General features: G+C 56.4%; 35 protein-coding genes, 1 tRNA gene and 3 pseudogenes. 20 read left to right on the plus strand and 19 right to left on the minus strand.

The features are described from left to right. Nucleotides 1–4: 4 nt before the first annotated feature. The gene (locus tag HYE77_RS31215; protein ID WP_177070355.1) at nt 5–595 is read left to right on the plus strand and encodes a hypothetical protein; all 591 of its coding nucleotides are present in this window, start codon (nt 5–7) and stop codon (nt 593–595) included. A gap of 382 nt (nt 596–977) precedes the next feature. Here HYE77_RS31215 and HYE77_RS31220 read toward each other — a convergent pair whose 3' ends face one another. Continuing rightward, complete coding sequence (locus tag HYE77_RS31220) at nt 978–1,778, minus strand: HEPN domain-containing protein (RefSeq protein WP_068967262.1); 801 nt, start codon at nt 1,776–1,778, stop codon at nt 978–980. A 110-nt stretch (nt 1,779–1,888) separates the two neighbouring features. On the opposite strand from HYE77_RS31220, the gene yejK reads away from it, so the two are divergent. Together yejK and HYE77_RS31230 are read left to right on the plus strand one after the other, a co-directional pair. Further along, nucleotides 1,889–2,896 (plus strand): nucleoid-associated protein YejK, encoded by a 1,008-nt coding sequence (gene yejK / locus HYE77_RS31225; protein WP_068967263.1) that lies wholly within the window; start codon nt 1,889–1,891, stop codon nt 2,894–2,896. A 51-nt stretch (nt 2,897–2,947) separates the two neighbouring features. Then, nucleotides 2,948–3,577, plus strand: coding sequence for a hypothetical protein (locus HYE77_RS31230; RefSeq protein ID WP_068967264.1), 630 nt, complete (start codon nt 2,948–2,950; stop codon nt 3,575–3,577). Between the two features lie 13 nt (nt 3,578–3,590). Here the strand turns inward: HYE77_RS31230 and HYE77_RS31235 are convergent, their stop codons facing one another. Further along, the gene (locus HYE77_RS31235) at nt 3,591–4,070 is read right to left on the minus strand and encodes a hypothetical protein (RefSeq protein WP_068967265.1); all 480 of its coding nucleotides are present in this window, start codon (nt 4,068–4,070) and stop codon (nt 3,591–3,593) included. Nucleotides 4,071–4,153: 83 nt separating this feature from the next. On the opposite strand from HYE77_RS31235, the gene HYE77_RS31240 reads away from it, so the two are divergent. Then, the gene (locus tag HYE77_RS31240) at nt 4,154–6,166 is read left to right on the plus strand and encodes a DNA cytosine methyltransferase (RefSeq protein ID WP_177070460.1); all 2,013 of its coding nucleotides are present in this window, start codon (nt 4,154–4,156) and stop codon (nt 6,164–6,166) included. Between the two features lie 9 nt (nt 6,167–6,175). Here HYE77_RS31240 and HYE77_RS31245 read toward each other — a convergent pair whose 3' ends face one another. Continuing rightward, the gene (locus HYE77_RS31245; protein WP_068967770.1) at nt 6,176–6,412 is read right to left on the minus strand and encodes a hypothetical protein; all 237 of its coding nucleotides are present in this window, start codon (nt 6,410–6,412) and stop codon (nt 6,176–6,178) included. Nucleotides 6,413–6,482: 70 nt separating this feature from the next. On the opposite strand from HYE77_RS31245, the gene HYE77_RS31250 reads away from it, so the two are divergent. Further along, a complete protein-coding gene (locus HYE77_RS31250; protein WP_177070462.1) occupies nt 6,483–7,394 on the plus strand; it encodes a DUF1937 family protein in 912 nt (303 codons plus the stop codon). A 39-nt stretch (nt 7,395–7,433) separates the two neighbouring features. Here HYE77_RS31250 and HYE77_RS31255 read toward each other — a convergent pair whose 3' ends face one another. Continuing rightward, nucleotides 7,434–7,883: a hypothetical protein gene (locus HYE77_RS31255; RefSeq protein ID WP_177070464.1), complete on the minus strand. Its 450-nt coding sequence runs from the start codon at nt 7,881–7,883 to the stop codon at nt 7,434–7,436. Nucleotides 7,884–7,988: 105 nt separating this feature from the next. Between HYE77_RS31255 and HYE77_RS31260 the strand changes: the two genes are divergently transcribed. From HYE77_RS31260 to HYE77_RS31270, 3 genes are read left to right on the plus strand one after another with little or no spacing between them, the layout of a single operon-like run. Beyond that, the gene (locus tag HYE77_RS31260) at nt 7,989–8,390 is read left to right on the plus strand and encodes an HNH endonuclease (RefSeq protein WP_177070466.1); all 402 of its coding nucleotides are present in this window, start codon (nt 7,989–7,991) and stop codon (nt 8,388–8,390) included. Nucleotides 8,391–8,439: 49 nt separating this feature from the next. Beyond that, nucleotides 8,440–8,757 carry a hypothetical protein gene (locus HYE77_RS31265; protein WP_177070468.1) on the plus strand — a complete coding sequence of 106 codons (318 nt, stop codon included), beginning with the start codon at nt 8,440–8,442 and terminating at the stop codon, nt 8,755–8,757. Continuing rightward, nucleotides 8,757–9,086: a hypothetical protein gene (locus HYE77_RS31270; RefSeq protein ID WP_177070470.1), complete on the plus strand. Its 330-nt coding sequence runs from the start codon at nt 8,757–8,759 to the stop codon at nt 9,084–9,086. The genes HYE77_RS31265 and HYE77_RS31270 overlap by 1 nt, the downstream gene beginning before the upstream one ends. A gap of 29 nt (nt 9,087–9,115) precedes the next feature. Here the strand turns inward: HYE77_RS31270 and HYE77_RS31275 are convergent, their stop codons facing one another. Together HYE77_RS31275 and HYE77_RS32785 are read right to left on the minus strand one after the other, a co-directional pair. Further along, nucleotides 9,116–9,331, minus strand: coding sequence for a hypothetical protein (locus HYE77_RS31275; protein WP_177070473.1), 216 nt, complete (start codon nt 9,329–9,331; stop codon nt 9,116–9,118). A 109-nt stretch (nt 9,332–9,440) separates the two neighbouring features. Beyond that, a complete protein-coding gene (locus HYE77_RS32785; RefSeq protein WP_256344569.1) occupies nt 9,441–9,764 on the minus strand; it encodes a hypothetical protein in 324 nt (107 codons plus the stop codon). Between the two features lie 149 nt (nt 9,765–9,913). Between HYE77_RS32785 and HYE77_RS31280 the strand changes: the two genes are divergently transcribed. Genes HYE77_RS31280 through HYE77_RS31290 form a run of 3 tightly spaced genes read left to right on the plus strand, consistent with a single transcriptional unit; the run spans nt 9,914 to nt 11,068 of the window. After that, nucleotides 9,914–10,462, plus strand: coding sequence for a hypothetical protein (locus tag HYE77_RS31280; protein WP_177067525.1), 549 nt, complete (start codon nt 9,914–9,916; stop codon nt 10,460–10,462). Continuing rightward, nucleotides 10,459–10,689 (plus strand): hypothetical protein, encoded by a 231-nt coding sequence (locus HYE77_RS31285; protein ID WP_177067436.1) that lies wholly within the window; start codon nt 10,459–10,461, stop codon nt 10,687–10,689. Before HYE77_RS31280 ends, HYE77_RS31285 begins: the two co-directional genes overlap by 4 nt. Before the next feature lie 49 nt (nt 10,690–10,738). After that, nucleotides 10,739–11,068, plus strand: coding sequence for a hypothetical protein (locus tag HYE77_RS31290; protein WP_177067437.1), 330 nt, complete (start codon nt 10,739–10,741; stop codon nt 11,066–11,068). 39 nt (nt 11,069–11,107) lie between these two features. Here HYE77_RS31290 and HYE77_RS31295 read toward each other — a convergent pair whose 3' ends face one another. Continuing rightward, nucleotides 11,108–11,305: a hypothetical protein gene (locus HYE77_RS31295; protein ID WP_177067438.1), complete on the minus strand. Its 198-nt coding sequence runs from the start codon at nt 11,303–11,305 to the stop codon at nt 11,108–11,110. A 460-nt stretch (nt 11,306–11,765) separates the two neighbouring features. On the opposite strand from HYE77_RS31295, the gene HYE77_RS31300 reads away from it, so the two are divergent. From HYE77_RS31300 to xerC, 4 genes are read left to right on the plus strand one after another with little or no spacing between them, the layout of a single operon-like run. After that, complete coding sequence (locus tag HYE77_RS31300) at nt 11,766–12,620, plus strand: DNA adenine methylase (RefSeq protein WP_177070475.1); 855 nt, start codon at nt 11,766–11,768, stop codon at nt 12,618–12,620. A gap of 42 nt (nt 12,621–12,662) precedes the next feature. After that, nucleotides 12,663–12,884 carry a hypothetical protein gene (locus HYE77_RS31305; protein WP_177070477.1) on the plus strand — a complete coding sequence of 74 codons (222 nt, stop codon included), beginning with the start codon at nt 12,663–12,665 and terminating at the stop codon, nt 12,882–12,884. Between the two features lie 2 nt (nt 12,885–12,886). Beyond that, the gene (locus HYE77_RS31310) at nt 12,887–13,096 is read left to right on the plus strand and encodes a DUF4224 domain-containing protein (RefSeq protein ID WP_177021937.1); all 210 of its coding nucleotides are present in this window, start codon (nt 12,887–12,889) and stop codon (nt 13,094–13,096) included. Continuing rightward, nucleotides 13,097–14,128 carry a tyrosine recombinase XerC gene (gene xerC, locus HYE77_RS31315; RefSeq protein ID WP_102368912.1) on the plus strand — a complete coding sequence of 344 codons (1,032 nt, stop codon included), beginning with the start codon at nt 13,097–13,099 and terminating at the stop codon, nt 14,126–14,128. Between the two features lie 80 nt (nt 14,129–14,208). On the opposite strand, the gene HYE77_RS31320 is transcribed toward xerC, so the two are convergent. The 3 genes from HYE77_RS31320 to HYE77_RS31330 all read right to left on the minus strand — a co-directional run bounded on the left by HYE77_RS31320 (nt 14,209) and on the right by HYE77_RS31330 (nt 16,226). Beyond that, nucleotides 14,209–14,295: transfer RNA gene (locus HYE77_RS31320), tRNA-Leu, on the minus strand. A gap of 822 nt (nt 14,296–15,117) precedes the next feature. Further along, the gene (locus tag HYE77_RS31325; protein WP_177070479.1) at nt 15,118–15,726 is read right to left on the minus strand and encodes a LysE family translocator; all 609 of its coding nucleotides are present in this window, start codon (nt 15,724–15,726) and stop codon (nt 15,118–15,120) included. Between the two features lie 176 nt (nt 15,727–15,902). Then, entirely contained in the window at nt 15,903–16,226 is a 324-nt protein-coding gene (locus HYE77_RS31330; RefSeq protein ID WP_177070481.1) for a helix-turn-helix domain-containing protein, read from the minus strand. Nucleotides 16,227–16,311: 85 nt separating this feature from the next. Here HYE77_RS31330 and HYE77_RS31335 point away from each other — a divergent pair, with 85 nt between their 5' ends. Both HYE77_RS31335 and HYE77_RS31340 read left to right on the plus strand, forming a co-directional pair. After that, on the plus strand, nt 16,312–16,632 hold the full coding sequence (locus tag HYE77_RS31335) for a hypothetical protein (protein WP_177070483.1): 321 nt from the start codon (nt 16,312–16,314) through the stop codon (nt 16,630–16,632). A gap of 239 nt (nt 16,633–16,871) precedes the next feature. Continuing rightward, nucleotides 16,872–17,252: a DUF1090 family protein gene (locus HYE77_RS31340; protein WP_177021944.1), complete on the plus strand. Its 381-nt coding sequence runs from the start codon at nt 16,872–16,874 to the stop codon at nt 17,250–17,252. A gap of 167 nt (nt 17,253–17,419) precedes the next feature. Here the strand turns inward: HYE77_RS31340 and HYE77_RS31345 are convergent, their stop codons facing one another. The 3 genes from HYE77_RS31345 to HYE77_RS31355 form a co-directional block, all read right to left on the minus strand. Further along, nucleotides 17,420–17,914 carry a hypothetical protein gene (locus tag HYE77_RS31345; RefSeq protein WP_087693941.1) on the minus strand — a complete coding sequence of 165 codons (495 nt, stop codon included), beginning with the start codon at nt 17,912–17,914 and terminating at the stop codon, nt 17,420–17,422. Nucleotides 17,915–18,335: 421 nt separating this feature from the next. Next, entirely contained in the window at nt 18,336–18,872 is a 537-nt protein-coding gene (locus HYE77_RS31350) for a spore coat protein U domain-containing protein (RefSeq protein ID WP_032899364.1), read from the minus strand. 263 nt (nt 18,873–19,135) lie between these two features. Then, on the minus strand, nt 19,136–20,092 hold the full coding sequence (locus HYE77_RS31355) for a GlxA family transcriptional regulator (RefSeq protein ID WP_218168931.1): 957 nt from the start codon (nt 20,090–20,092) through the stop codon (nt 19,136–19,138). A 173-nt stretch (nt 20,093–20,265) separates the two neighbouring features. Here HYE77_RS31355 and HYE77_RS31360 point away from each other — a divergent pair, with 173 nt between their 5' ends. From HYE77_RS31360 to HYE77_RS32790, 3 genes and pseudogenes are all read left to right on the plus strand, one after another. Beyond that, complete coding sequence (locus HYE77_RS31360) at nt 20,266–21,198, plus strand: alpha/beta fold hydrolase (RefSeq protein WP_256347597.1); 933 nt, start codon at nt 20,266–20,268, stop codon at nt 21,196–21,198. Nucleotides 21,199–21,319: 121 nt separating this feature from the next. Beyond that, the gene (locus HYE77_RS31365; RefSeq protein WP_008435088.1) at nt 21,320–21,658 is read left to right on the plus strand and encodes a hypothetical protein; all 339 of its coding nucleotides are present in this window, start codon (nt 21,320–21,322) and stop codon (nt 21,656–21,658) included. A 28-nt stretch (nt 21,659–21,686) separates the two neighbouring features. Beyond that, nucleotides 21,687–21,827, plus strand: a pseudogene (locus HYE77_RS32790) (DUF159 family protein); the annotation flags it as partial. Between the two features lie 25 nt (nt 21,828–21,852). Here HYE77_RS32790 and HYE77_RS31370 read toward each other — a convergent pair. From HYE77_RS31370 to HYE77_RS32480, 6 genes and pseudogenes are all read right to left on the minus strand, one after another. Continuing rightward, on the minus strand, nt 21,853–22,035 hold the full coding sequence (locus HYE77_RS31370) for a hypothetical protein (RefSeq protein WP_023658797.1): 183 nt from the start codon (nt 22,033–22,035) through the stop codon (nt 21,853–21,855). Continuing rightward, on the minus strand, nt 22,032–23,183 hold the full coding sequence (locus HYE77_RS31375; protein ID WP_177008549.1) for a PepSY domain-containing protein: 1,152 nt from the start codon (nt 23,181–23,183) through the stop codon (nt 22,032–22,034). The genes HYE77_RS31370 and HYE77_RS31375 overlap by 4 nt, the downstream gene beginning before the upstream one ends. Nucleotides 23,184–23,224: 41 nt before the next feature. Beyond that, nucleotides 23,225–23,515: pseudogene (locus HYE77_RS31380) on the minus strand (lysis protein); the annotation flags it as partial. Beyond that, nucleotides 23,512–24,044, minus strand: a pseudogene (locus HYE77_RS31385) (glycoside hydrolase family 19 protein). The pseudogenes HYE77_RS31385 and HYE77_RS31380, both read right to left, overlap by 4 nt. A gap of 105 nt (nt 24,045–24,149) precedes the next feature. Continuing rightward, nucleotides 24,150–24,854 carry a bifunctional 2-polyprenyl-6-hydroxyphenol methylase/3-demethylubiquinol 3-O-methyltransferase UbiG gene (locus HYE77_RS31390; protein ID WP_087693945.1) on the minus strand — a complete coding sequence of 235 codons (705 nt, stop codon included), beginning with the start codon at nt 24,852–24,854 and terminating at the stop codon, nt 24,150–24,152. Between the two features lie 16 nt (nt 24,855–24,870). Then, nucleotides 24,871–25,196, minus strand: a 326-nt coding sequence (locus tag HYE77_RS32480) for a hypothetical protein (RefSeq protein WP_218174624.1), incomplete at its 5' end; no start/stop codon positions are given.

The raw sequence follows: 25,196 nt of genomic DNA on the forward strand, positions 1-25,196 counted from the left end.
CATCATGATCAGCAACAACCTCAGCCTGGTCGAGGCACTACGCCCGGCCTCGGATGAACTGGCGGCCCAGGTCGCCCAGTTTGTAGCGGCCGGCGGCGAAATCGAAATTGCCGAGCCTCCGCCGCCACCGAAGCCCGTCGTGTATGTGCCCCAGGAGCCGCCAGCACCGAAGCCGTTTGTTCGGCGGCGGGTTGAAGCGTCTCCCCTACCACTCGATAAGGACGACATCCGCACCCAGGAGCGACTCAAGCTGGCTGAGCAGATACGCCAGCTTGGCGTCACCCTCACCCAAACCGAAGTAGCAGCCACCATCGGTGTCAGCCGTCGGCTCATCTACAACTACGCCGCCCGGTACGACATCACGTTCAAGGCGCCAACGAGAGGCGGCGCCCGGAACTTGGTGCACAACACGGTCGATGAGGAGCGCGATGCGAAGTTCGCCGAGCGCATCAAGGCCTTCAAGGAACTGGGGATCTCCCGCCGGCAGTGCTGCGGGAAGCTGGCGATCGGCAACAAGGCCTTCGAGCGGATCATCGCCGCCCACGGCATCGACTATCCCAAAGCGCGGCGTGGCAGCACTTCATGCGCCGCATAGCCCGCATCCAGCAACGCAAACGTCAAACCTGGCTCGCACTGCCGGCCAGCGGAATAGAAGAGGTAGGCCATGGCGCGGATCTACGCCAGACGCAAGACACCGATCATCAGCGAGGTCTTTCAGATCGCCATCATGAAGATGGACTTGATGGGCGACTACGAACTGACCGCAGCTTAGAGTTATCCGCGCTGCGTAATTATGATATGCGAAAACGTGAGACTTAAAAATTTCAGAAAAAAGAAATTGAATAGAGGCTGTACTTCATAGACAAAGAAGCAATCTCGTTTTATCTGAGATTGCCTCACTTTGAATATCGACTCTCTCGTGCCAATATTTGCAAGCTAAAGTCAAAGAGCGGAATTGATTCTCTAAAATCTTGTGTTCACGTCATCTCTGCGACAACGACACTCTCCATTGCAGTAACAAAAGCTTTTAGGAAAGTCACGGCGTCTAATGCCTCTTGCTTGGTAATAGGCCGCATTTTCACCTCACGAGCCCTTTCCTGTATTATTAGGTCTGACTCGTGAACGATTTGGTTTCGCCTTTTCGCTATAGAATTCAATTGATCCTGTAGCTGTTGACTGCCTATGCCCCCACCGTACTCAATGCACATCTTCCTCCAAAAATCATCAACTCCTAATATCCTTGAAGCCTTCGTGATATTTGAAGAATTTTGAAAGGTGAAATCTCGATGAAGTATTTTACGCACTTCTTCTTTAATTGAATTTCCTGGGCGCGCCGCACGATTCTCCCTGATACGCTCAATCGCCCTCCTAACTGCATTAATGGGCAAATTTATTGATTTGAACTCTCTAGTTTGTTGCTCTATCGGCGAATTCAATATTTTCAAAAAATATTTTATAACTAATTCATGACTGTATCGATCAAGAGCGGAAACAGATGCTGAGATCGCCCCCCTCAGAAGCTCAGAGGCATAGTCATGGGTAAAAGACTCTCGGGTTAATCCCACAGATTCTCTAATAATTAATAAGCTTTTTTTGTCCTTGCCATCGATCCTGACAATTTTCTCTGCCTTTGGCCAGCGCATAAAACTAAGAAAGGACGTTCGCCAGTCATCTCGGATGGCTCTTTGGCGCGAGTCATGAACTAAATCATAAAGATCCAGAAAATGGTCAGCTCGTTTTACAGCATTTTTAAACAGATCTAGCGGCTCAATTGCCATCACCAATTCCCTTTTGATCCGGCTCCATGCCGGTAACCCGTAATACCCCAACCCAAACCAAATTGCCACCACCGTTAACCGGAGGGCGGCGCTTACCTGGAGTAAACGAAATGCCTGTACGCCATAGCGTCATCCACAAGATCGACAAGAAGCCCGACGGCAGCCCGGCTGTGCTGATCCTGGGCGCATCCGAACAGGTCGAAAGCCAGGCCCGCGACGACCTGATGAGCCAACTTAACGAAAGCTACAACGCCACCGCTGGTAAGGGCTGGGGGTTCTTCCATCACGAGTCAGGCGCTTTCCCATTCAGCGGCTGGCTCGGCAAGTACATGGCCGGAGTAACCGACTTCCTGGCGTTCAGCACCACAGCCGTCGAGCACCTGACCAGGCTCATGGAAGAATCGAACCTCACCACGGGTGGGCACGCGCTCTTCTGCCATTACCAGCAAGGTATGACCGATTACCTGGTCATCGCCCTGGTACAGGAAACAGAAGCGGTGACCATGACCGAAGAACTCCACCTGATGACAGTGAAGCGCCTGGACCTGGACCACATCCGCCTGGCCGCGCGGATCAATATCAGCGAATGGCAGAACAACCCGCGGTCGCTGCAATACATTTCCTACCTCAAGGGCAAGCAGGGCCGCAAGTTCAACGAGTACTTTCGCGATTTCATCGGCTGCCAGGAAGGAATCGACGGCCCGGGCGAAACCCGCACGCTGTTGAAGGCTTTCAGCGACTTTGTTGAGAGCGAGGACATGGTCGATGAGGCGGCCCGTGAGAAGACGGCCACCCTGGTCAACTATTCAATGGCCCAGGCCAAAATCGGGGAGCCGATCACGCTCGACGAGCTGTCGGGCCTGATCGACGAAGACCGACCGAAGAACTTCTACGACTTCATCAAGGCAAAGGACTACGGCCTGTCCGACACGCTGCCACCGGATAAAAAGACGCTCAACAAATTCCGGCGGTTCACCGGCCGTACCGAAGGCATGTCGATCAGCTTCGATGCCCACCTGCTGGGCGACAAGATCGAGTTTGACCAGGCTGGTGGCACTCTAACGCTGCGCAATCTGCCGACGCAGCTCACTGATCAGCTCAAGCGCGCCGCCGCCTGATTCGAGCCGCCGCGCTCTTCACAGAGTGCGGCACCTGACTGGAGATGCTCCATGGACCAGTTTTATCTACAGGACAGCCGGAGTCACGCTTATGTCGGCGACGGCCTGTCGTTTTGGGGTGTGGGCGGCTCTGGATATGTGACCGACCTGGCTAAAGCCCAGGTATTCACCAGGGACGGCGCCTGCGATCACCGCGACACGGACATACCGTGGCCCAAGGCCTACGTGGATGCCAGGGCGCGATTAGGTGTTGACTGCCAATATGTGACGCTGGGCGAGGCGCTGGACCAGCACCCTGACGCAGCAGAGTTTTACATCCAAAAGCCGCAGTGCTGGAACGGTAACAATCTGATTTGGCTCTGTGATGACGGAATGTTCACTAGCGACCTGTCAAAAGCCGTGGTGGTGCCAAGAGTGCACACCATTACTTGGATCGGAAAGCTGGGGCAAACAGGCGCCGTTGTGTGGCCTAAACCATACATCGACAAGTTCGCCCGCCGTTTGGTTGAGCGCGACGACGTGAACATCAAGGAGGCCTTGCGAGGCACCGGCATAAAACTGGCAAAGCCGCAAAAGCCGAGAATGATGATGTTCAACTGCGGCGGCTGTGGTCGGTTCATAAGTGACGCGCAGCGCTATCGGGAAGACTGCCGGAACTGCGGAACAACCAATACTCCTTGATCCGGCTCCATAGTTAGCCAGCCTTCATGACCTCTCTCATGCTCTCTTGCCATGCCTCAACAACGACTGGATCGGTTGAAATAAGTGGCGTCATTGCCTCTAGATTCGCTGCGACATGACCGAACGCACCGGGCAGCTCCGGGTTTCCGCCCGACGCGTAAATCCCGGCTAGCAGGCTGTTCAGAACAAAAACGTTTTCAATATTCAAGCGGGCCACTTGTTTGAGCTCGTCACGAATTGCCTCCGCTTCATTGCGAGCCTGCTTAGCGGCCTTGGCATCGGTTTTTATGGAGGCTTTCCAGAAAGATATCTCCGAAATACTGTCAGGACCGATAATTAAAAAAATCGCCACGAGCAGCCAAAGCGTGGCCACTGCGGTGAATGTGGCGACACCAATCCCACCTGCAAACAACGCAACGGGAAGGCCGATAAGCAGCGGCCATAAAATCGCGTAACCCGTTCTTCTTCCTATCTGCCCAGCCAATTCACTCATTTTCACTCCATGACCCGACCTCATGCCGGGCCAGACACAAATACCTCATATCTACGAATCACGCCAGCCGGCGAGGATCCTCTATGTCCGCACAACAGAAGAAGCCCCCATTCATCCATGCCCAACCGAGCATGGGCCTGCCATTCCAGAAAGAGCTGGTGGTAGATCTGTTCGCCGGCGGTGGCGGTGCAAGTACCGGCATTGCCCGGGCGTACCGTGAGCCAGACGTCGCGGTAAACCACAACCCGATTGCCCTGGCGGTGCACCGAGCCAATCACCCGCAGACGGCTCACTACGTTGCCGATGTGTTCGAGGTTGACCCGGTCATGGCAACCGGCGGGCAGCCAGTCGGCATCTTGTGGGCATCGCCTGATTGCCGCCACCACAGCAAAGCCAAAGGTGGTGCACCGCGCGACCGTGGAGTGCGCGGGCTGGCCTGGGTTGTTGTTCGCTGGGCGCATGCCACCCGGCCTCGCCTGATGTTCCTGGAGAACGTCGAGGAGTTTTGCGATTGGGGCCCAATCGACGACAGCGGCCAGCCCATCAAGGCCCAGCGCGGGCGCACCTTCAAGTCATTCATTTCGGCGCTCAGCACAGGGCTGCCGGATGATCATCCGGATATGCCGGAAATTCTGGAGGCCATCGGCGAATACGTGCCCAAAGAAGCCTTGGTGCGAGGCCTTGGTTACAAGGTCGAATGGCGGGAGCGTATCGCGGCAAACGCCGGCGCTCCCACCATTCGTAAACGCTTGTACTTGGTAGCGCGCAGCGATGGTATGCCGATTGTTTGGCCGGGGCCGATTCGGCACAAGAAGCCAACAGCGAAACAGCAACCCTGGCGCACGGCGGCCGAGTGCATTGACTGGAGCAACCTGGGCAAAACGATTTTCCGAGACAAGCCAATGGCGCTGCATACCCGCCGCCGGGTGGCCAAGGGGATGTGGCGCCACGTCATTACCAGCGACAAGCCATTCATTGTGCCAATGCGCGGGACGTCGGAAGCGCACACCAGTACACACGGCGTGGATGAGTCAGTTTCGACCATCAGCGCCGGCGGCACACACCACGCCCTGGTGCAACCCGTGGCAGCGCCGTTTCTCACTGAATGTGCCAACGGTTCATCGCAGCGCAACTTCGATGTTCAGGAAGCACTGAGAACTCAAGTTGCCCAGGTAAAAGGTGGCCACTTCGCAATGGCGGCGTGTCACTTGACCCACCTCACACACCATGGTGAACGCAGCGGTTACTCGCCAGATGAGTCGGCCCGCACGGTCACCGGCGCCAATCGCGGCGAACAGGCCATTGTTTGCGGGCATATGACGGCATTCGGGCAGAACGCTGTGGGAGGCTCTCCCTATGATCCTGCTCAGACTGTGCTGGCCGGTGCGGCGCGACACGGGATCGTCGCAGCAAATATGGTCACTTTGCGAAAGGGCTCAGTTGGTGCTGACGTCGACGGCCCCTTGGGCGTGGTTGCAACCAGCACCGGCCATCATGCGGTAACGGCGGCGTTTTTCGAGCAAGCCAATGGCGGTTTCTACAAGGGTGACGGGCGATCCGCTTACCAGCCCACCTCTACCATTTGCCAGTCGGGAGCCAATCAGCGCATCGCCACTGCATATCTGGTGAAGTACTACGGGTGCGATAAGGGTGGTGTCTCGCTGACAGAGCCGATGCACACACTGCCGACAAAAGACCGAGTTGCTTTGGTCGAAGTTGTCCAAGTCCCGGATACCTTAACGCCCGAGCAAATGGAAGGTGCCCGCCGCTGCGCCGCCTTCATGCATGAACATCTGCCGGAGCATTTCAAGGAGCCGGCCGAGATGATCATGATCGGCGGATATGTGCTGGTCGACATCACCTTGCGCATGCTGCAACCGCCAGAGCTGAAGGCCGCACAAGGATTCGACAAGGACTACATCATTGACCGAGGCCTATTCGTTGATCCTGTGACCGGCGCCGAACAGTGGCTGCCTATCAACAAGACGAATCAGGTCAGGCTGATCGGCAACAGCGTTTGTCCAGACGAAGCCGAAGCTCTGGTCAGAGCAAACGCTGCGGACATCATCGAGCTTTACCAGCGCCTCGCTGCATAGGCGGAACACCTACTTGGCAGAGCGACCTGCAATCAGCCTTGACCCGACCTCACGCCCAGCCACCTGCGCCAGGCCACGGTCAACATAGGTTCGGTCACCCGCAACAACCGGCACCACCACTTCGCCACCGCGCTTTACCTCGACGTTGATACGCCAGGTCTCCCGGCCTTCCTCGTCCTTGTCGCACTCCATGTAGTTCCAAACCTGAAAGCCTTCGATCTCATCGTAAATATCGTGCTTGGTCATGGTCCAGCCCATTTAGAGGAAGGGGCCATCGTAGCACCACACCCCGGGCATGGCCCGGCAGGAACTCGTAATGTCCATATCTCAGGCAAAGCTGAAAGAGCTGCTGCATTACAACCCGGTCACCGGAGTGTTCACCTGGGTTATCGGTCGCAGTCGAACTGCCGCCGGCAGCGTGGCGAACACCAAAGATCGGAAGGGTTATTTGAAGGCGGTCATCGACAAAAAGCCCTACTACCTACATCGACTTGCTTTCCTTTTTATGGTCGGTGAGTTTCCTCCTGACCTGGTTGATCACATAAACGGCGATCGCGCGGACAACCGGTGGTGCAACCTCAGGCCCGTCACTTACTTGGAAAACGCCAGGAACCAAAAACTCAATAGCGGGAACCTGACCGGTGTTCGCGGCGTTTCCTGGGATGAGCGTTCAAGCTGGAAGGCATACGCCTATCAAAACAACAGGCAGATTTTCCTCGGAAGATTTGATTCGCTGTTTGAGGCCGCGGCAGCGCGGAGATCTTTTGAGCTGCAGCACAAGTACCACGGAAACCACGGTCGCAACCCGGCAACCATGCGCAGCAAAATCCCTGTCGTGTATGTGGCTGGCCCATACCGGGCGTCCAGTCGGGAAAAGATTGCCGACAACATATCTGCAGCGAGGGCCGTAGCCGTCTCCACGGCGCGTTTGGGCTGGTTTCCAATCTGCCCACACACCAATACCGCTCACTTCGATGACGAGCTACCCGATCAGGACCAGTTCTTCCTAGACGGCACACTGGCTCTGATGGAGCGATGCGACGCAGTTGTTCTGATTGATGGTTGGCGGTACAGCGCCGGCACGCTGGGCGAGGTGCATCGGGCCCGCGAGCTGGGAATGCCGATATTCGGCTGCCTTGAAGACTTGCCTACTGCCGAAGAGTTCTCCGGCATGACGGTTGTGAATGCCCATGATCTGGTATCGATGGGCAACACAGTAAGCAGCTAGAAAACGTCGCAACGCGTCACCTCAAAAGCTGTATCGGACCTAAGACAGCTTTTGCATGCCTAGCACTACTAGATCTCCGAAACCGTTTATCAGGGTGCCAGCAATGAGGATGCTCAACTCCACGGACTTGAGCCGCTTGACTCGTCGCTCAATGTAATTGGCGAACATTGTCTCCAGCCCTTTATTTACCAGCGACTCCAAACCTTTCTTGTATGCGGCGTCTAGAGGGCGACCAAAAAAACGCTCATGCACCTCATAAAGCTCTTGCAATTGCTTTTCATCGCTCATTTCTCGGAAGCGACTTATTTGAGAGGTCAGCACTTCCTGAAGTCTGACAGACGCCGCGATCACCCCGATAACAATGATCACCGAGCCAGCCCTATTCAGCCATGGCGGGTCATAGAAATAACCGGCTAACGCGCCACATATCGCGATCACAACACATATTCCAACGATTATCCGCTCCAACCAGCTGGTTCTAACCTTCATCCTGATAACTCTCGCAGTAGATGCGGGATTCTCAGGCAGAAGGTCGACCAGAGCAAATTTCCCTCTCCCGCTTCAAAGTCAGCCGCTATAGCGGCAAGGATACCTATGCGCCTGAAGAAAGCTGAGCGCGAGCAAGTGCGCCTGAAGTACGGCGGGCACTGCGCCTACTGCGGCGTGCTGTTGGGCGACCGATGGCACGCCGATCACCTGGCCCCGGTTGTCCGTGAGCTGCTGTCCAAGAAGACCGCCGCCGGCACCTGGAAGCTGGTTTCGGGCAAGCCGCTGCGCCCCGAGCATGACGTGCTGGAGAACATGATGCCGGCCTGCGCGCCCTGCAACATCAGCAAGGGTGGCCAAACCCTGGAAGGCTGGCGGACGTGGATCGCCGGGCACATCAACTCCCTCAACAGCTACCACCCCATCTATCGCCTGGCCAAGTCCTACGGGCTGATCGCCGAGACAGGCGCGCCGGTGGTGTTCCACTTCGAAAAGGAGCAGCAGCCATGATCGCCACCCTCTGGTTCGCCTACGTCTTCATCTACAAGGGGCCGAGGCTATGACGCAGACAATGCAGGACGAGTTCGAAGCCGACTACTGCGCCCATGCACACCGGCTCCCGGCGCTGGTGAAGAATTGCCGGCTCTCGAACGGAAGCTACGGCGATCCGTGTATTGCAAAGGCGTGGCACTGGTTCAAGCGTTCGCGCGAGATGCTGGTGGTGGAGCTGCCGCCGGTACCGCAAGTTCCGGATGAGCCAGAAGAGGCTATCGACGACAGCCACATGGACGGATACCACGCCGCAAATCGCATGCGCAGCGCGTGCTTCAAGGCAGTCGACGCTGCTGGCATCACTATCGAGGGGGAATCGAATTGATGCGCCGAATGGTGAGCGTCCACACCGAAGAGTTGGACGGTGCCGCGCTGGGCTGGGCCATCGAATCGATTGAAGACGCGCCAACGCCGGCCTCCGGTCAACTGCAGTTGGCCTTCTGCACGCCACCGGTGGACGAAGCCCAGTGCGAGCTCCTGATCGCCAAGTACGACGTCTGGGTCGAGCCCGGCCACGCCGTCAATTGGGTGGCCGACACGCGGCGCGATCCGTTCCAGCGCGTGCACGGCGAGACCCGGGCAATCGCGGTGTGCCGGGCCGTGCTGGTGAAAGCCATCGGCAAGACCTGCAGCGTCCCCGCCGAATTCGCCTAACCCCAATCCCCCTACATGCCTGCCGGCGATCAAACCGAAGGTACCGGGCCATCCAAGAGTGCGTTGGGGGAGTTGAGAAACGAGTTCCATGCCTCAAAGGCATCGTGATGGCGCAACGTGGCGGCGTCCCAGTCAAGCCCCGAAACTTCCCTCGCAGAAACCATCATCATCATTTTGCTGGTGGCTGCGTCGAGCTCGATTAAGAGCTGGTGAGATTTGAATCTGAAGTCATCTATTCCGCTCATAAATTCGCCTTGCGGCGGTTATTGCCGGAGGCCCCGGAATGTTCCCACCGAAGCAGTGACATCTAATTACATGTGCGCACTCAAATAGAGCGATGAGCGGTCACGTGGACTACTCAGATATCGATCGAGGGAGCTTTGAAAACTTACGCGTATTCAGAGATTTTTCCCTGGAGGTAGTCCAGAGTTCTTTTGCTCTGGATATGCCCCACTCCATCGCTTGCGTCATTGTTTGGCCAGGCCGTGAGTCAAACGACTCCTCAAAAATCATAATTCCTTTCGGAGCGTATAACCCAAGAAACAGCTGCACAGCGCCTGTGCTTGAAGTCCGCACCTGAACGTTGACCTGAGCGCCGTCAGCAAGACGCTCATCTTTGGTTCGGCAATGAAGGTGCGGATTTGCCCAAGTCCAAAAGGTTCTACCGCGAGTGAACATTTCCGAGCCCCCCAAAGCGCCGGAGTATGGGCCTATTTCGCGGCTTTGAGTGCGATGTACTTATATATTTCTGCTCATCCCCTCCCCCTTCAAAGTCAGCCGCTATAGCGGCAAGGACGAGTGTTGCCGTGAGCATCATCGACGACGTAATGACCGACAAGATCACACTGCACGGCCTGGGCTTTGTGCAGGTCCAGCTGGAAGGCAATCAGCGCCTGCATGTCTGGCACTCAGAGTTACCGCGCCGCGCCTGCTTTGAGCACTCGGCCATCCATGACCACCGCTTCAACTTCATGTCGCGGGTGATCGTGGGCACACAGATCAACCACTGCTTCGAACTTGAGCTCTGCGATGACGGAGAATACATGCTGTACCTGCACGAAGGCGTCCGCACCGCGGGCGGCGGCAGGCCCTGGACGCCAGACGGCCGAGCCAACCTGGTGCCGGACGGCACATTCAGGATCGAGGCCGGCAACGACTACAACACCATCGCGTATGACTTCCACCGCACCGAACCCGGTGGTGACGGACGCGTGGCAACGATCATGGCCAAGCGCGGAGAGTACCCGGCGGGCGCGCATTCGACCTGCACCTATGGCGTTCAGCCGGACACAGACTTCGACCGGTACCAGTGGTCACCGGCCCAGCTCTGGGAAATTGTCGCCGACGTGATGCTCGGCCAGCGGGTGACGCCATGACCCTACGCCAGCGCACCACCACATACATGAGCGGCGTCGGCGGCTCCCGCGACAATTGGTTCTGCACCTGGTGGTTCCGGTTCCATATCGAGCCGTTCACCACCAAACAGATCCGCCGCGAGCTGGAACTGATGAAGCGTGAAGGCCTAGTCGAGTCGGACCACAGCCAGAGCAACAACACCAAGTGGCGGCTGACCAAATACAAATCTGATGGGGTGACTCCATGATCGCCACCCTCTGGTTCGCCTACGTCTTCATCTACAAGGGGCCGAGGCCATGAGTCGCATGGTCAGCATTCGAACCGAAGATCTGGCAGGGTCTGCGCTTGGCTGGGCCGTAGAGTCAATCGAAGGTTCCCCGTCACCGGCGACCGGCCAACTGCAACTGGCCTTCTGTGCGCCACCGGTGGACGCCGAACAGTGCGAGCGCCTGGTCGCCAAGTACGCCGTGTGGGTCGAGCCCGGCCACGCCGTTAACTGGGTGGCCGACACGAAGCGCGATCCGTTTCAGCGCGTTCACGGCGAGACGCGAGCGATTGCGGTGTGCCGCGCCGTACTGGCGGTAGCCATCGGCAAGACCTGCAGCGTCCCTGCCGAACTCGTTTAACCCCAATCCCCCTACGTGCCTGGCCTTATCAGAAGGTACTTAAACGTCGAGCTTGGAGTGCTCAAATGATGAGTAGGCATCTTGGGCTTGAAGAAGATCGGCATGTAGAGCAGCGAATGCCTTCTTGTCAGCCGCCTTCCACGGATCAGGAACACGCTGGAAAAAATCTTCCAAACGCTTGCTCGCGCTAGCCACTTGGCGAGCCAGATCAGCGATTTCACTCCAGTAAGTACTCATCCGCACACTCCTTTATGGGCGCAGGAATATTGACACGCCTCAGAAATGAAACTCAAGAACAGCATCTTGTCGAGGTTGACTAGGGCAACTGACTATCAACCCAGCGCTCTGCGACCGACATCGCTTCGTCCAGGGCCGCCGGGTAATCGGACCACGGTCCTGTTATCTCAGCTGCGACTTCACCCATTCCGTGTATGTCCACGGGCTCGATGATTGTCGCGGATGTAGGCACCGGGTCGTTCGGCCTTTTCCAGACGAACTTGAGGAATACCGTGTGACCTCGGTACTCATGAGCGATCGGCACATCTAGGTTGTGTGACACGCGTCCTCCCACAGTCGCAACGACTTGAACACCTGTTGTACACCCATCCAAAGGGTCGAGATACCCGAGCAAAAAGCCATCACTCCATTCCCCTAGATGCCTGCCGGTGAGCGGCGGGCGCACGCCTGGAAAATATTTATGACCATCACCGCCCCGGTCATCCGGTACCACGGCGCCAAGTTCCGGCTTGCGCCGTGGGTGTTGCAACACTTCCCACCGCACACCTGCTACGTAGAGTCGTTCGGCGGCGCCGCTGGCGTGCTGATGCAAAAGCCGCGGTCGTATGCCGAGGTGTACAACGACCTCGATGGCGACATCGTGAATCTGTTCAGGGTTTTGCAAGATCAGGACTCGCGATCGGGACTGGTCGAGCGCCTGGTATTCACGCCCTATTCCCGCGAAGAGTTCGAACTGTCCTGGGAGTCGAGCGCCGAACCAATCGAGCGTGCAAGACGAACAATCATCAGGGCGCAAATGGGCTTCGGCTCCGCCGGTGCCACCAAGGGCGTCACCGGCTTTCGCATCGATACAAAACGCCAGTACGGCACCGCGCAATCACTTTGGGCAACTTATCCAGAGCAGCTCGCCGAGGTTGGCCAGAGGCTGAGCGGCGTCCTAATCGAAAACCGCCCCGCGATCGAAGTGATCAAGGCGCATGACGGGCCGCAGACATTGCACTACGTCGACCCGCCCTATGTGCATGACACCAGGTACAAGGGCGCGTCGAGCGGACGGTACTACAGACACGAGATGGATGACGCCGCACATCGAGATCTACTCGGCGTTTTGCTCGAGCTAGAAGGAATGGTCGTGCTATCGGGTTACCCGAGTGACCTGTACGCGGAGCTGCTACCCGGCTGGGCCAGCTACAGCACATCCGCCCGCATCAGCGCAGGGCGCGGCACCGCCAACCGAACCGAATGCATCTGGCTTAACCCCGCCTGTGTCGATCGCGTAAGCCAGATCGGCCTGGACCTCTGCGAAAGAGCATAACCCTAACCCACCTTCTGCCGCCCAGCGCGGCAAGGACACCACATGTTCGCAATCAAACTCACCCTGATCCTGGTGGGCGCTTTGCTGTACCTGGTCGGCACCGCCGGCTGGTTCTTTTGGCTCGGCCCACGCCTTCTGGCGGATGGCGAAACGGCCGACATCCTCTACGGCTTCGCCGGCACCTGCGGCTGGATGCTGATCACCTTCAGCCTGGTCATTCACATCATCAAGACAGCCCGGCCCACGGCGGCCGGTGGGAGGTAGTTATGGACGGTATTCACTTCCTATCGCATGAAGAGGTTTGCACGCTTACCGGCGCGAAAACGAAAGCAGGCCAGGTGCAAGTTCTCAAAAGAAACGGCATTCGCCACACCATCAAACGCAGCGGGTGGCCTTGCGTCATCGCATCTGCACTCACTGGCGAGGCTGCCGGCGTGATGGAAAAACCGAAATGGCAACCGCGGCTGGTGGGGTAGATGGGACGAAAACCAACCCGGCCTGGGAGCATTCCCCGGCTACGCGAAAGGAAGCGTGGCGACACGACGTATTACCTTTACGACACAGGCGGGACGCCACGCAAAGAAATACCATTGGGCAAGGACTACGGGCTGGCAATTTTGGAATATGCAAAGCTCGAAAAAAGCCGTGTATCCCAGGCCATGGCGCAGGATGTACTGACTTTCGCCTATGTCGCTGAAAAATACATGCTGGAAGTTGTTCCAACTAAAGCGCCGGCGACGCAGAAAGACAACGCCAGAGAGCTGAAGCAGCTACTTGCCTTTTTCAATGACCCACCAGCCCCGCTGGAAGCTATTGAGCCCCAGCACGTTGCTCAGTACTTGAGACATCGAGGAAAGACTGCTCCTGTGCGTGCAAATCGCGAGAAAGCGTTGCTCAGCTCGATCTGGAACTTCGCCAGGACCAGCGGCTACACGTCCTTGGCCAATCCCTGCGCCGGTGTTAAAGGCAATAAGGAAAGCGGACGTGACATCTACGTCGAAGATGAAATGCTCGCGATGGTGTATTTGCACGCAGACCAGCCGCTAAAAGACGCGCTCGATCTGTTCTACCTGACAGGTCAGCGTATCGCTGACACCCTAAAAATGGATGAGCGCGATATCAGGGAGGATCGCCTTGCTGTGCAGCAGGGAAAAACCAAGGCCAAGCGACGAATTGAAATCGTTGGGGAGTTGAAGGTTGTGATCGACCGAATACTGGCCAGGAAAGACAGCCATAAAATCCGGTCCAGCAAACTCATCGTAATGGACAACGGGCAGCCCATGACCAGCAGTATGTTACGGGGGAGATTTGATGCTGCGAGAGAAGCTGCCGGCGTAAAAAAGGCAGACTTTCAGATGCGGGACCTGCGCGCAAAGGCTGGTACCGATAAGGCGGAATCAAGCGGAGATATTCTGCAAGCCAGAGATCAGCTTGGACACACAACCGTGGTGATGACAGAGAACTACATTCGCAAACGCATCGGCAAAAAAGTTACGCCGACGAAGTGAATTGCGGAAAGGAGAAGAATATTGCGGAAAAAAACAAAGAGCCAGCCAAGTCCTAAAACCCAGCAAACCCTTGAATATGATGGTGCCCGAAGCCGGAATCGAACCGGCACGCCCTTACGAGCGGGGGATTTTAAGTCCCATGCGTCTACCAGTTTCGCCATTCGGGCGGTAGCGCTATGCAGCAGGCCAAGCAGCGTTAAAAGCCCTTGCGCGTTGCAGCAGGCTAGGGAATATATAGATCAAGCCCCCTCGATGCAAGGTCGGGTGCGGGCTTTTTCAAACAATCAAGCGGCGCCCTGGCAAACAAAAAAGCTCGCCAGATCAGTCATCTACAGATTTTGCAGGCGGGAGTGGGCAATGGCGATACCGACCGCTTCACCAGGTGCCGCACCCGTGCCCCACCTGCATCAGGAAAAATAAGTCATTACCGCAATAACCACTGAAACCCAAACCAGGGTCATCAAAAACGACAGCGCAGCCAATGTCTTGCCCATTTGCCTACTCGCCCCGATGAAATCACTTCAAGGAACCCTCCCAGCGCCGCTTGAGAATAGCCACGCACGACGCAGTTCGCCTTCAACCTCCCACGAAAATCGTGGATACGATACTCCGCGCAAAAGGTTAGTTCCTTCACCAGCCTCGCCCACAAGGCACTGAGCCGCTGTTTATTCCCTGATACCCCAAAATGATCATCCCCGGCTTTCCTGCTCCTGCGGCGCCCCGGCCCATCTGATACGCTTTTTTCTTCTGCATCTGCCCCTGTATCGAAAACCGCCCTGCCCTGACAATACACCCACTCCCGACACGCCCGTGGAGCCCGGCAGGAACCGTCCTGCCGGCCCGTTCATTTCGGAGGCCTTATGGCTAAGATGGCATTTTTCCTGTTCGGTTTTCTTGCGCTGACCATCGCAATTGGTCTGCTGGCCACCATCTCACCGGTCTAGGATCCATGGCCTGCTGACGCAACCCGCTGGAGGTCAGAGGGCGTGTCAGCCGGCAAAACACATCGGATACAACGACAGCACCAACAGCCCCGCCATCGACCAGTTGAACACCCGCAACCAGCGTGGCTCGCGCAGTACATTGCGCAAGCCGCTGCCACAGCCGGCCCATACGCAAACGCTGGGCAGGTTTACCAAGGCAAACACCGCAGCAATCAACAGCACGTTGGTGACATAACCCTCGGCAGGCGTGTAGGTGGTGATCGCGCCCAGCGCCATGACCCAGGCCTTGGGGTTGACCCACTGGAAGGCCGCCGCGCCGAGAAACGTCATGGGTTTGCGCTTGTTATCGGTGTCATCGGACATCGCGCTGGACGTTGCGATTTTCCAGGCGAGGTACAGCAAATACGCCGCCCCCACATAACGCAATACGGTGTAGGCCCACGGAAACGCCTTGAACACTTCTCCCAGGCCCAGGCCCACGGCGATCACCAACAACATGAAGCCAATGCTGATGCCCAGTGCATGGGGGATCGAGCGAATAAAACCGAAGTTCACCCCGGACGCCAGCAACATGGTGTTATTGGGGCCGGGCGTAATCGAGGAGACAAAGGCGAACAGCGCAAAGGCTGACAACAGGCTTGAAGACATGAACATGGGCAACATCCGAACGAAGTACTGTGGCCAAGACAGTAGAACGTTGCGTCGGTATTCGCCCCGTACAGCTACCGGGAGATACGGGCATACACTTCATCAGGCCCGGGCATTCAACAAACAGTAATAGCGCACATGCACTGCCAGCTATACATCAAGCGGTTCCTTGCCCTGTGCCATTAATCAGCGGACAGCGACGAAGTGATTTGCGCAATCGCCTCCTGATCCAGGCAGTCCAGCGTGCGGTATTGGTTGATAATCGATGTCTCCTTTTCACTCAGGTCGTCCTGGTTGATCGCCGCCCTCTCCCCCGTCAGCACGAAAATCACGTCCACCCCCTTGCGCCGAAGGGCAATCAGGTAATCGGACTTGGGCAGCCGCACTCCACTTTCGTAATGCACCTGGGCATTGGCGGCGACACCGCCAATCGCACCAAACTCCTGCTGGGAAAGCCCAAGGACCTTGCGTTCTTCTTTCAGGCGGGCGCCGAGCTTGTCGTCCATGGTGGGTACCTCAATAACCGTGTTTAACACCCACCATACGCTTATACGCAAGACCGGAGTCCATTCATATGGACACTAACGGCGAATGCACCTTGCATCACCTGGACTCATTGCTCAGGATAGCGCTCTTGAGCTGAACATCGGCAGGGAAGCAGCAGGTTACCGAGGCCGACAACACATGACGCTCCATGAAGATAGCCCGCTGCACATAGAGGTGTGCCAGCGCCAGAAACACCTCTGGTTCTGGCTCCCAATTGGTCTTTTGATGGTTTTCTTGACGGTTACCTCGACGATTTTCCTGGGTACAAATCCGCCGGAATGGATGTTTGTCGCACTCAACTTTGGCTGGGCAATTGTCGCGCTGACACTGCTGGTGAAGCTATCGGGTGTTTGTTGCGCCAAGTGAAGCACCCAGGCGTTTCAGCTTGCATCGCGCATCACTCGGGCTCGTGCCCTCACCTTGATACGTCGTCAATGCCAGACAAACAACGTGAAACAACTCACATTTATGGAGTTTCACGGTTGAAGGTCAAAATTTGACCAAATATATTTCGCCCCACCCGAGCGCTCACCTCTATACGGATATTGTTCTGCGCCTGCTCGGGCCCCCGGAGATGCGCAGGCAATAAAACATTGAGGTTTGCCATGCGTCTTTCCAAACTCGCCCCAGCCGCCGCCCTGTTCAGCCTGTTCACTTTGACCGCCCACGCCGCCGACCTGTCTGCCCTCACCGGTGCCCTGTCATCTGCCTTGGGGGGTGCCGGCAACAGCAACAACACCGTCAACGCCAACAGTGCCTCCTGCCAGCAACAGATCCGCGACCTGCAGACCAATATCAATGCGGCCAATGCCAAGGGCGATACGTTGCGCGCGACCGCGTTCCAGGCAGCACTGACACAAACCAACAAGAGCTGCAGCAACAGCACCTACAACACTCAGGCACAAGTGGACACTAACCCTCAGCGCCAGCAAAACGTGAACAAGGCTGCGGATGCGATCAACGCAATTGGCGGCTTGTTCAAGTAAGTCGGGCTGCCCTGCGAGAAGGCCCGCGATTGCGGTTTTTTCGCCCATCGTACTTACCGGCAGACAATAAAAAACCCCGTAGACGTTAATCTACGGGGTTTTCTGGTGTGGAGGATTGTCGTCCCCCTTCACCTTAGCCAATGGCCGCCGACAGCTGCCATGTTCGCTTATTTCTTGGCCCAGTTGAGGATGTACTTACCGTAAGCACCTTCAAACCCATCGACGGCAATCGAATAGGTTTCACCCTTCTTGGCTGAAAAAGTCACAGCACTGGTTACATCATTTTCCGACTGGTTATTGTTCGTGCCGGCCACCGGCATCGAATTCAGGCTCGTGCTTTTATAAACGGCAAGCACGGTGTCGAATTTTGAGCCTGTGGTATCAAATGTGAAGCTTGCATCTTCTGGCGAAGTCCATTTGCACCAGACCGAATGGTAAGGCTTGGCAAAAGGAATATGTCCAGACTCACCAGCCTGGCTGGTGGCTAGTGTAGTGTCGCCGGCAACTGTACCTTTAACACCCTCGATAACCGTGGCTTGCGAGAAATCATCTGCGCAGCTCAGCGAGCTGCTTGTGCCGTTGAGGCCCTGATAGATCAGCGTGCCGGCTCCGAGCACGACAACAGCAATGGCTATTGGGAAAATAATGCGTGGTACGGCCATGACTCTTCCTTTTGAGGCGTATAGTTTCTGAACTGCTGCCATAGCAAGCGCAGCTTTAAATGGAAAAATGAATATCGGCTGATTAACGCCCACGAAATCATGCCATGGACGTTAAAAATGGCACATCAAGCTATAAATCTCAGGAAACAAGGGGATTTTCTCTCGACCAGCCTGCCCGCCAGAGGCCCCTCGGTCACGAGGGGTGGCGATATTAACATGATGCATGCACCTGATCATCCAACTCCTGTCATCCCGTAGATGTCTTTAGGGGTGTGAATGCGATACAGGTAGAGATCAATTTAAAAATCAATAAATCTATGCCGTCTCCCGCTCAAAAATGGAAGACGGAGTTCAAAATGGAACAGCAAATAAATTATTTCCCTTGGCATCCGAAGATTGCCGCAAGCGATATACCTCATATTCAAAACGTCAGCGTGACCGCAATCGTGTCGGTATAAGTGCCGGCCGGCAAACCCACCTTGCCTGGGGATTTACCGTAAATATTCACGGTTTGCGCAACCCCGGTGCTGGCCGCCAGATTGATAGTGCCGTTGTTGGCAAGAATTTGCGTGTGGGCGGCGTCGGTGTAGATGTCATAGGGCGCAAAGTGGCCGGCACCGTCTGCCAGGGCACGCGTTCCACCGGTGGATTTGCCATCATTGGCGCCGGACGTGATGGTCAATACCGGCGAAGTACCCGCCGAGCATTGAATAGACAAAGGCGCCCCGCCGCCGCCCAGCACTTGCCCATCAGCCTCTGTATACAGGGTGTTGGCGGTACCAAAGTTCAACGCACCGAAATTCAAGCCTGTGGTGCCTCCTACGCCGTTGACCAGGCAACTGTTGATCAATATCAGCGACGCACTGATTTGACCGGTGACGGTGGTCGCGGCCTGCGAGCCGGACACCCAGGCCAGTGTCGTCAACGCCAGTAAGACTCTTGAGATAAGTCCATTCATGAAGCTCTCCTTATGACTTGCCAACCCAGCGCGCCGATTCAGGTCCCTGAGGTGGACCCTTGACACTTGTACAAGGATGGCCGATGCGTAGAAGGTTAGTCAGTCAGGAGGAAACTGCCAGCCCGAGGCCAAATCGCTTTCACTTGCAGGCGGTTGCCTGGAGAGCTTTTCGGCCTTGTACCCGCAGGAGTCACTGGCCAGTTTTCGCTCCGTCGCTGCACGTCAGCGAACGGGTATCGGAACCGGAAATTACAGGTAGCTCCCTATCGATGATAAGCCTTCCGGTAGGTTGTGGGGCTCACGCCCACGATCGAGAAAAAGTGCTGGCGTAACGACAGGCTTGTACCAAACCCGCAAGCGTCAGCGATCGACTCGACGCTGTGGTCGGTTGTTTCAAGTTGCAGTTGGACGGCCTTGATTCGCTCATTCGTGAGCCACTTGCCAAACGTCGAGCCGGTCAGTTGCTTGAAGTGCCGGGTGAAACTGCGTCGACTCATCGCCAGCCTCGTCGCCACCTGATCGATTGACAACGGTTGTCCCAGGTTTGCCCGAAGCCAGTCCAGCAACTGGCCGAGACGCTGGTCGCTTGCGCCTTGAGGAACAGGCTGGCTGATGAACTGGGCCTGGCCTCCGTCGCGATGGGGGGAAACCAGCAGTTGACGCGCCAACGCGTTGGCAACCCCCCGCCCATAGATCCGCCTGACGATATGAATACAGCAATCGAGCCCTGCGGCCACGCCTGCAGAGGTCAGGATTTGCTGCGCCTCGACATAGAGCACTTTGGGGTCCACTTCAATGCGTGGGAAATCTCGCGCCAGATGCGCCGCCCACGCCCAGTGCGTGGTTGCCCGCTTGTCGCACAGCAGGCCCGCATGGGCAAGCACGAACGCCCCCAGGCACAGGCCGACCACCAGCGCGCCCCGTTCATGGGCTGCCTGAAGCGTTTCGAGGAGTGCGCACGGCGGCCTTTCGGTGACGTCCCGCCAGCTGGGAATGATGACGATGTCAGCTCCTGCAACCTGGTCCAAACCATGGTCACAGTGGATCGCGAAACCGGCGTTGGTAACCAGCGCCCCCTCTTCGCCCGCGCAGACCACCAATTCAAACCAGGGCGAATCCCCCACTCGGCGATCTTTACCAAATACGAGGCACGGCACAGAAAGGTGAAAGGGGCTGATGCCGTTAAAAGCGATGACTGCAACTTTCACACTTTTTTTCATAGGGCGGGCCTGATCGAGATTGGCCCGATTCTAATGAAAAATGGTCATTGGGCCAATGGTGTGAGTTCCCGGATGCGTTCACTCTGATCGCAGCTGCATTTCACCGGGAAATGCGCAAATCAGAGCTCAGGGCCTCAATGAACATCGCCACCTTTTGCACGCTGGGAGCACTTATGACCACTCTTTCGATGACCGCACCGGCACACGCCAGCGAACCGGTGCCGTCCGTCCCCTATACCACCGAGTCCACTGGCTATCATTGGTCCAGTGTGGACGGCGTGAGGGTTTTCTATCGCGAGGCCGGCCCCAGGGACGCGCCGACCCTTGTGCTGCTCCATGGCTACCCTTCGTCCTCGCGCATGTGGGATTCGCTGATCCCGCTGCTTGCTGACCGGTATCACGTGATCGCACCCGACTACCCCGGGTTCGGCAGAAGCGACGCGCCCTCGCCCGCGACCTACACCTACACGTTTGACCATCTGGCCGACACCATGAGCAAGCTGCTCACGCAATTGCAAATCCATGAATACACCCTGTTTATGCAGGACTACGGCGGCCCGGTAGGCTTTCGGATGATCCTCAACGCGCCGCAAAAACTGCACGGCATCATCATCCAGAACGCCAATGCCTATGACGAAGGCCTGGGTGCCAAGTGGGCGAACATCGCCAAGTACTGGAAGGCTCCCGCCGAACATCCCGAACAAGTCGATGGGTTCACGGGGTACGAAGGCACGAAGCAGCGCCACCTGGGCACCAGCCCTCATCCCGAGCGTTACAACCCTGATGCCTGGGAAGACGAGTTTGCCGCCTTATCCCGCCCGGGCCAGCGGGCGATACAGTCGGCGTTGTTGCTGGACTACCGAAACAACGTCGCCTCTTACCCTAAATGGCAGCAATGGTTGAAAGACAACCAACCGCCGATGTTGGTCATGTGGGGAAAATACGACCCGTCGTTCATTGTGCCGGGAGCCATGCGCTACAAGGATGATGTGCCGGGGGCCGAGGTTCATATTATGGACGCGGGGCATTTCGCACTGGATGAAAAGACCGAACAGATTGCCAGCCTGACGCGTCAGTTCATGGCGCGTATCACCGCCGGTAAATAGTAAAGAGTGGGAGGCCCGCGCCCGACTGATCGTCGGGTAACCCTGCAGTTCGTCGCCTCAAGCATTCCACTTCACCCAATCTCGAATACTGTATACACATACAGCACCCGAAATACCTCCTATGAATATCGACGAAGACACCTGCGGGTGGCTTGGCATCCCCACGCCTCTCGAAATGCACAAACAACATGCCCGGCTGCTCGAGAACGAGATCCAGGAACTGAACCTGCAACTGCGCAAGGCCCGGGCGGATATCTTCGGCCTGGTCGCGATGCTGACAGAAGCACAGGCAAAGAACGAAGAGTTTGCCGGATACCTCAGGCTGCGCGGTGCCGAAGCTGCAGCGATGAGGAAGCAGATCGCCAACCTCACCACTTCAGATCGACTCAGCACGCGCGAGGCCGAGAGGCTGCGCAGTGTGCTGAACGAACTGATGTCTCACCCGAAAACCATTGTCTAAGCTCAGGTTTCAGGTTGAGGGCTTGGCCATGTGCGGAAGACTTTCCCAGTACAGCGGCATTCACGACTTCGTCGCGGCGCTGAGCATGCCCAATGCCCTGGCGAACTCCGTGGGTGAGTTGCCGCTGGGAGAAAATCGACCTGCAACCGAGTGGAAGCTGACGCTGTTGATGACGGCGCGGAGGATCGCGCCAATCATCGTTTGGCTGAACGCAAACGCAGCCAAACCACCCCGACCAGCCCCAACGGCACCCCCAGGCTGAGCCATGAAAGCAGGTCATAGACGCCGTCACCGATCAGCGCCGAGAGCAATCCGAACAGGCTTAGAACAAAGAGCAACAGCGGCCAGCGAAAGATCATCCACAGTCCGCGCCTCATGATCGGCCCCCCATTTCCGGCCCGCTGGCATGCAATTCATCCAAGCGTTTTTGCAACGGTACCTTGCGACGGCTCAGCCACAGGTAGAGCCCACTGCCGAGGATGACGATGCTGATGAGATCGAGCAGCGTCCAGATGATCTTCAGCGGCACACCACCGTAATCACCAAAATGCAGCGGCTGCGAAACCAGCAAGGTTTTCACGTACAACGGCATCTCACGCATGTCGGTCAGCTCGCCGGTACTCGCATCCACCAGGGCCGGCTTGAGCAATCGCGCAGTGAGCGGCGTGGTGCCGCGCATGAACACTGCGTAATGGTGCTGGCTGCTGAACTGAGTACCGGGAAAGGCGATGAAGCTGGGCTCCATGCCTGGCGCCGCCTTACGCGCGGTATCCAGCGCTTTTTGCAACGACCCGAGGCGCTCCAGCGGCGGCGCATCCTTGTAGGGCGCGGTCATCTGCGCCAACTGGTCACTCTGCCAAAAGTCGAAAATGGGCAATGCCAGCGTATTGATCACGCCTGTCAGCCCCACCACCAACACCCAGGCGAGGGTGACGATGCCGAGCACGTTATGCAGGTCCAGCCACTTCAAGCGTGAACTGCGCCCGTTGCGCACAGTGGCGAAGTCCAGCTTGCGCATGAACGGTGTGTACACCACCACGCCGGACACCAGCGCCGCGACCAACAGCAGCCCCATGAAACCGAGGAACAGATAACCGGGCAACCCCATGAATAAATCGGTATGCAGGCGCAACATCAGGTTCATGAACCCTTCGTCTGGCGGCACCGCAGGAAATAACTCGCCAGTGCGTGTATCGAACGACTGCGAATGCCCCTCGATCGGTGGCGGCATAATGCTCGTTGCCGTGTACACCGTACCGAGCGGACTTTCCGGATCGAAACCGACAAAACGCACGACCTCCCCCGGCTGCGCCACCAATGCACTGGCAATGACGGTGTCGTAGTCGATTCGTGGTGTATCGGCGGTCAGCGGGCGCAGGGGCGGCGGCGGCTCGAAGTAGTGCTCAATCTCTTCATGAAAGATCAGTGGCAGCCCCGTCAGGCACAGCAACAACAGGAAAACGGTAGCGATCAGGCTGGTCCATTTGTGGACCAGAAACCAGATACGCAAGGTGCGTGCAGTCATGCTCGGTGGTTTTCCTTAAAGCGCCAGGGGCGCCGTAGCTGGCGGTCACGCAGCAAAGCCTGATTGCGCTGAGCATCGGATAATTCCTTGGTGTGTTGTTGGTTGGAGGCGGCCAGGTGCTGCTCGATGGCCAGGCGCTTGTCCTGCTCGGCGCGGGCCTCGGCGCTAGCGGCATTGCCGATCGCGTCAAGGTCCGTCTGGAATTGCCCCGCCTGCTTTGCCAGCTTCCCGTCAAACCGCCAGTCCTGCACCTTCCAGGCAGCGCCGACGCTAACGGCCATGGCCAGCAGGATCAGCGACGCCAAGCCTGCCAGCTTCTGCATGGTCGTCATGCCAGCACCTCCAGCGCTTTGTCATACAGCGCCTGGCGATCTTCCAGTCCATTGATTCCGCCATTGATGCGGCGAGTGATCTTCACGAAGTCGCCCTGATCCGCCAGGGTATTAAGCCCCGCGTCGACCAGAACCACGCCGCCGACATCGTGGCGTATTGCGGCTGCTCGAGCAGTTCGGGCTGATTGATCAGGTCCAAGCCCAGGGCATCGCCACACGACTTGTAGTTGGCCCGCCCGGTGATCTGGATCAGGCCGCGGCCACGGTACTTAAAGCCATCACCATTCACCGTATTACCCAAATCGGTGCGCCGTTCGTAGCCTGCCTGCTGCGCTGTGGGGCCCCACAACTCTTTCAGCCAGCGGAACGGCCCCGACTCATGCCCGACCTGGGCGATGAACGCAGCAATGCGCAGTCGAGTGACGATTCCGTACTTGGCCATGGCCGAATTCAGCACAGGAACAAAAACGCCGGCTTGGCGGCCGGAGCTCGAGAGGATCTGCAGCAATTGCTGCGCCGTAATCGGCATGCTTTTCTCAAGGCGAAAAAAAGCCCGCTCATTGGCGGGCTTGTATTTGGTGGCAATCAATTATTGAATATCCAGCTGAGTGAGATCAAATCCATGTTATGTATATCAATCCAAGGCAAGAACAACTGTTAAATTCGGAGAGAATGTCACGTCTACTCTTTGAAGATATAAAAAACCAAAGAATCTATCAAAGATCCATCTTATGGGTCTCGCGAATAAATTGTAAATCGCGTATTTAGCAGGAGATCCAAATATTGGCATTGATGGAGCACCGCAGTATCTAACACTAAGACCAACAGAATCTGCAAAATATCTAATTTTCCCGCTACCGATAGTTGTCTTATGCGTAACATCTCCGTGCTGATGAATTCGGCCAAGAGGACTATCGCCATTTGGGAACCTAGCCAATATTGCACCGCCAGGATTTAGCTTGTTTTTTACCTCGGCTAAAAAACCAGGAATTTCAACCTGATCGATATGCTCTAATACATCGAAGATTGCGACAACATCAAATCTTTTACCGCTTGGAATATCGGACAAACTAGAATATGACTCATACCCCATAGATGAAGCCATGCCCACAAGCTCATCATTTAACTCGACCCCTACAGTTTCAAGTCCGGAATCAACAGCGAATGACATGAACTCTCCATTTCCAAACCCAATCTCTAGAACGCTTTCAATATTTGAAACGCCCGTCCTCTTAAGTTCAGAATTAAAAAAGGATCTGTGCCACTTGCTATGCGAACCAAAGGAATCACAATCCCAGCCCTTCCAGGAGAGATAATTTTCTTTATTTTCACCTACCATAATTCCCTCTCGCTTTTTATTCTGTAGAAGAAGTCAAATCATCTTGATGCGCTTCTTGCTGGGTATGAAATCCATCTACCTCTCTTGACTTCCTTCCGAAAAGTATAACTATTACTGAGAAATACAATAACGAATACAGATAAAAGCCACCGGCAGAATTTATTGTAGAGGCAACAAGTACTGACAAATAGAAAACAACAAACTCCCTATTAACCATTCTTGCCCTAAGCATTCCAAGAACGACAAGCGAGAGAAATACTAAAACTCCGATTATTCCATAGAACAAAAACATCGAAATCCACAAGGAATTCTCTCTAACCTCGGCGGTCTCAAGGACCAAGT

Origin of the sequence: Pseudomonas sp. IPO3774, assembly GCF_013386835.1 — a bacterium.
Taxonomy (GTDB): Bacteria; Pseudomonadota; Gammaproteobacteria; order Pseudomonadales; family Pseudomonadaceae; genus Aquipseudomonas.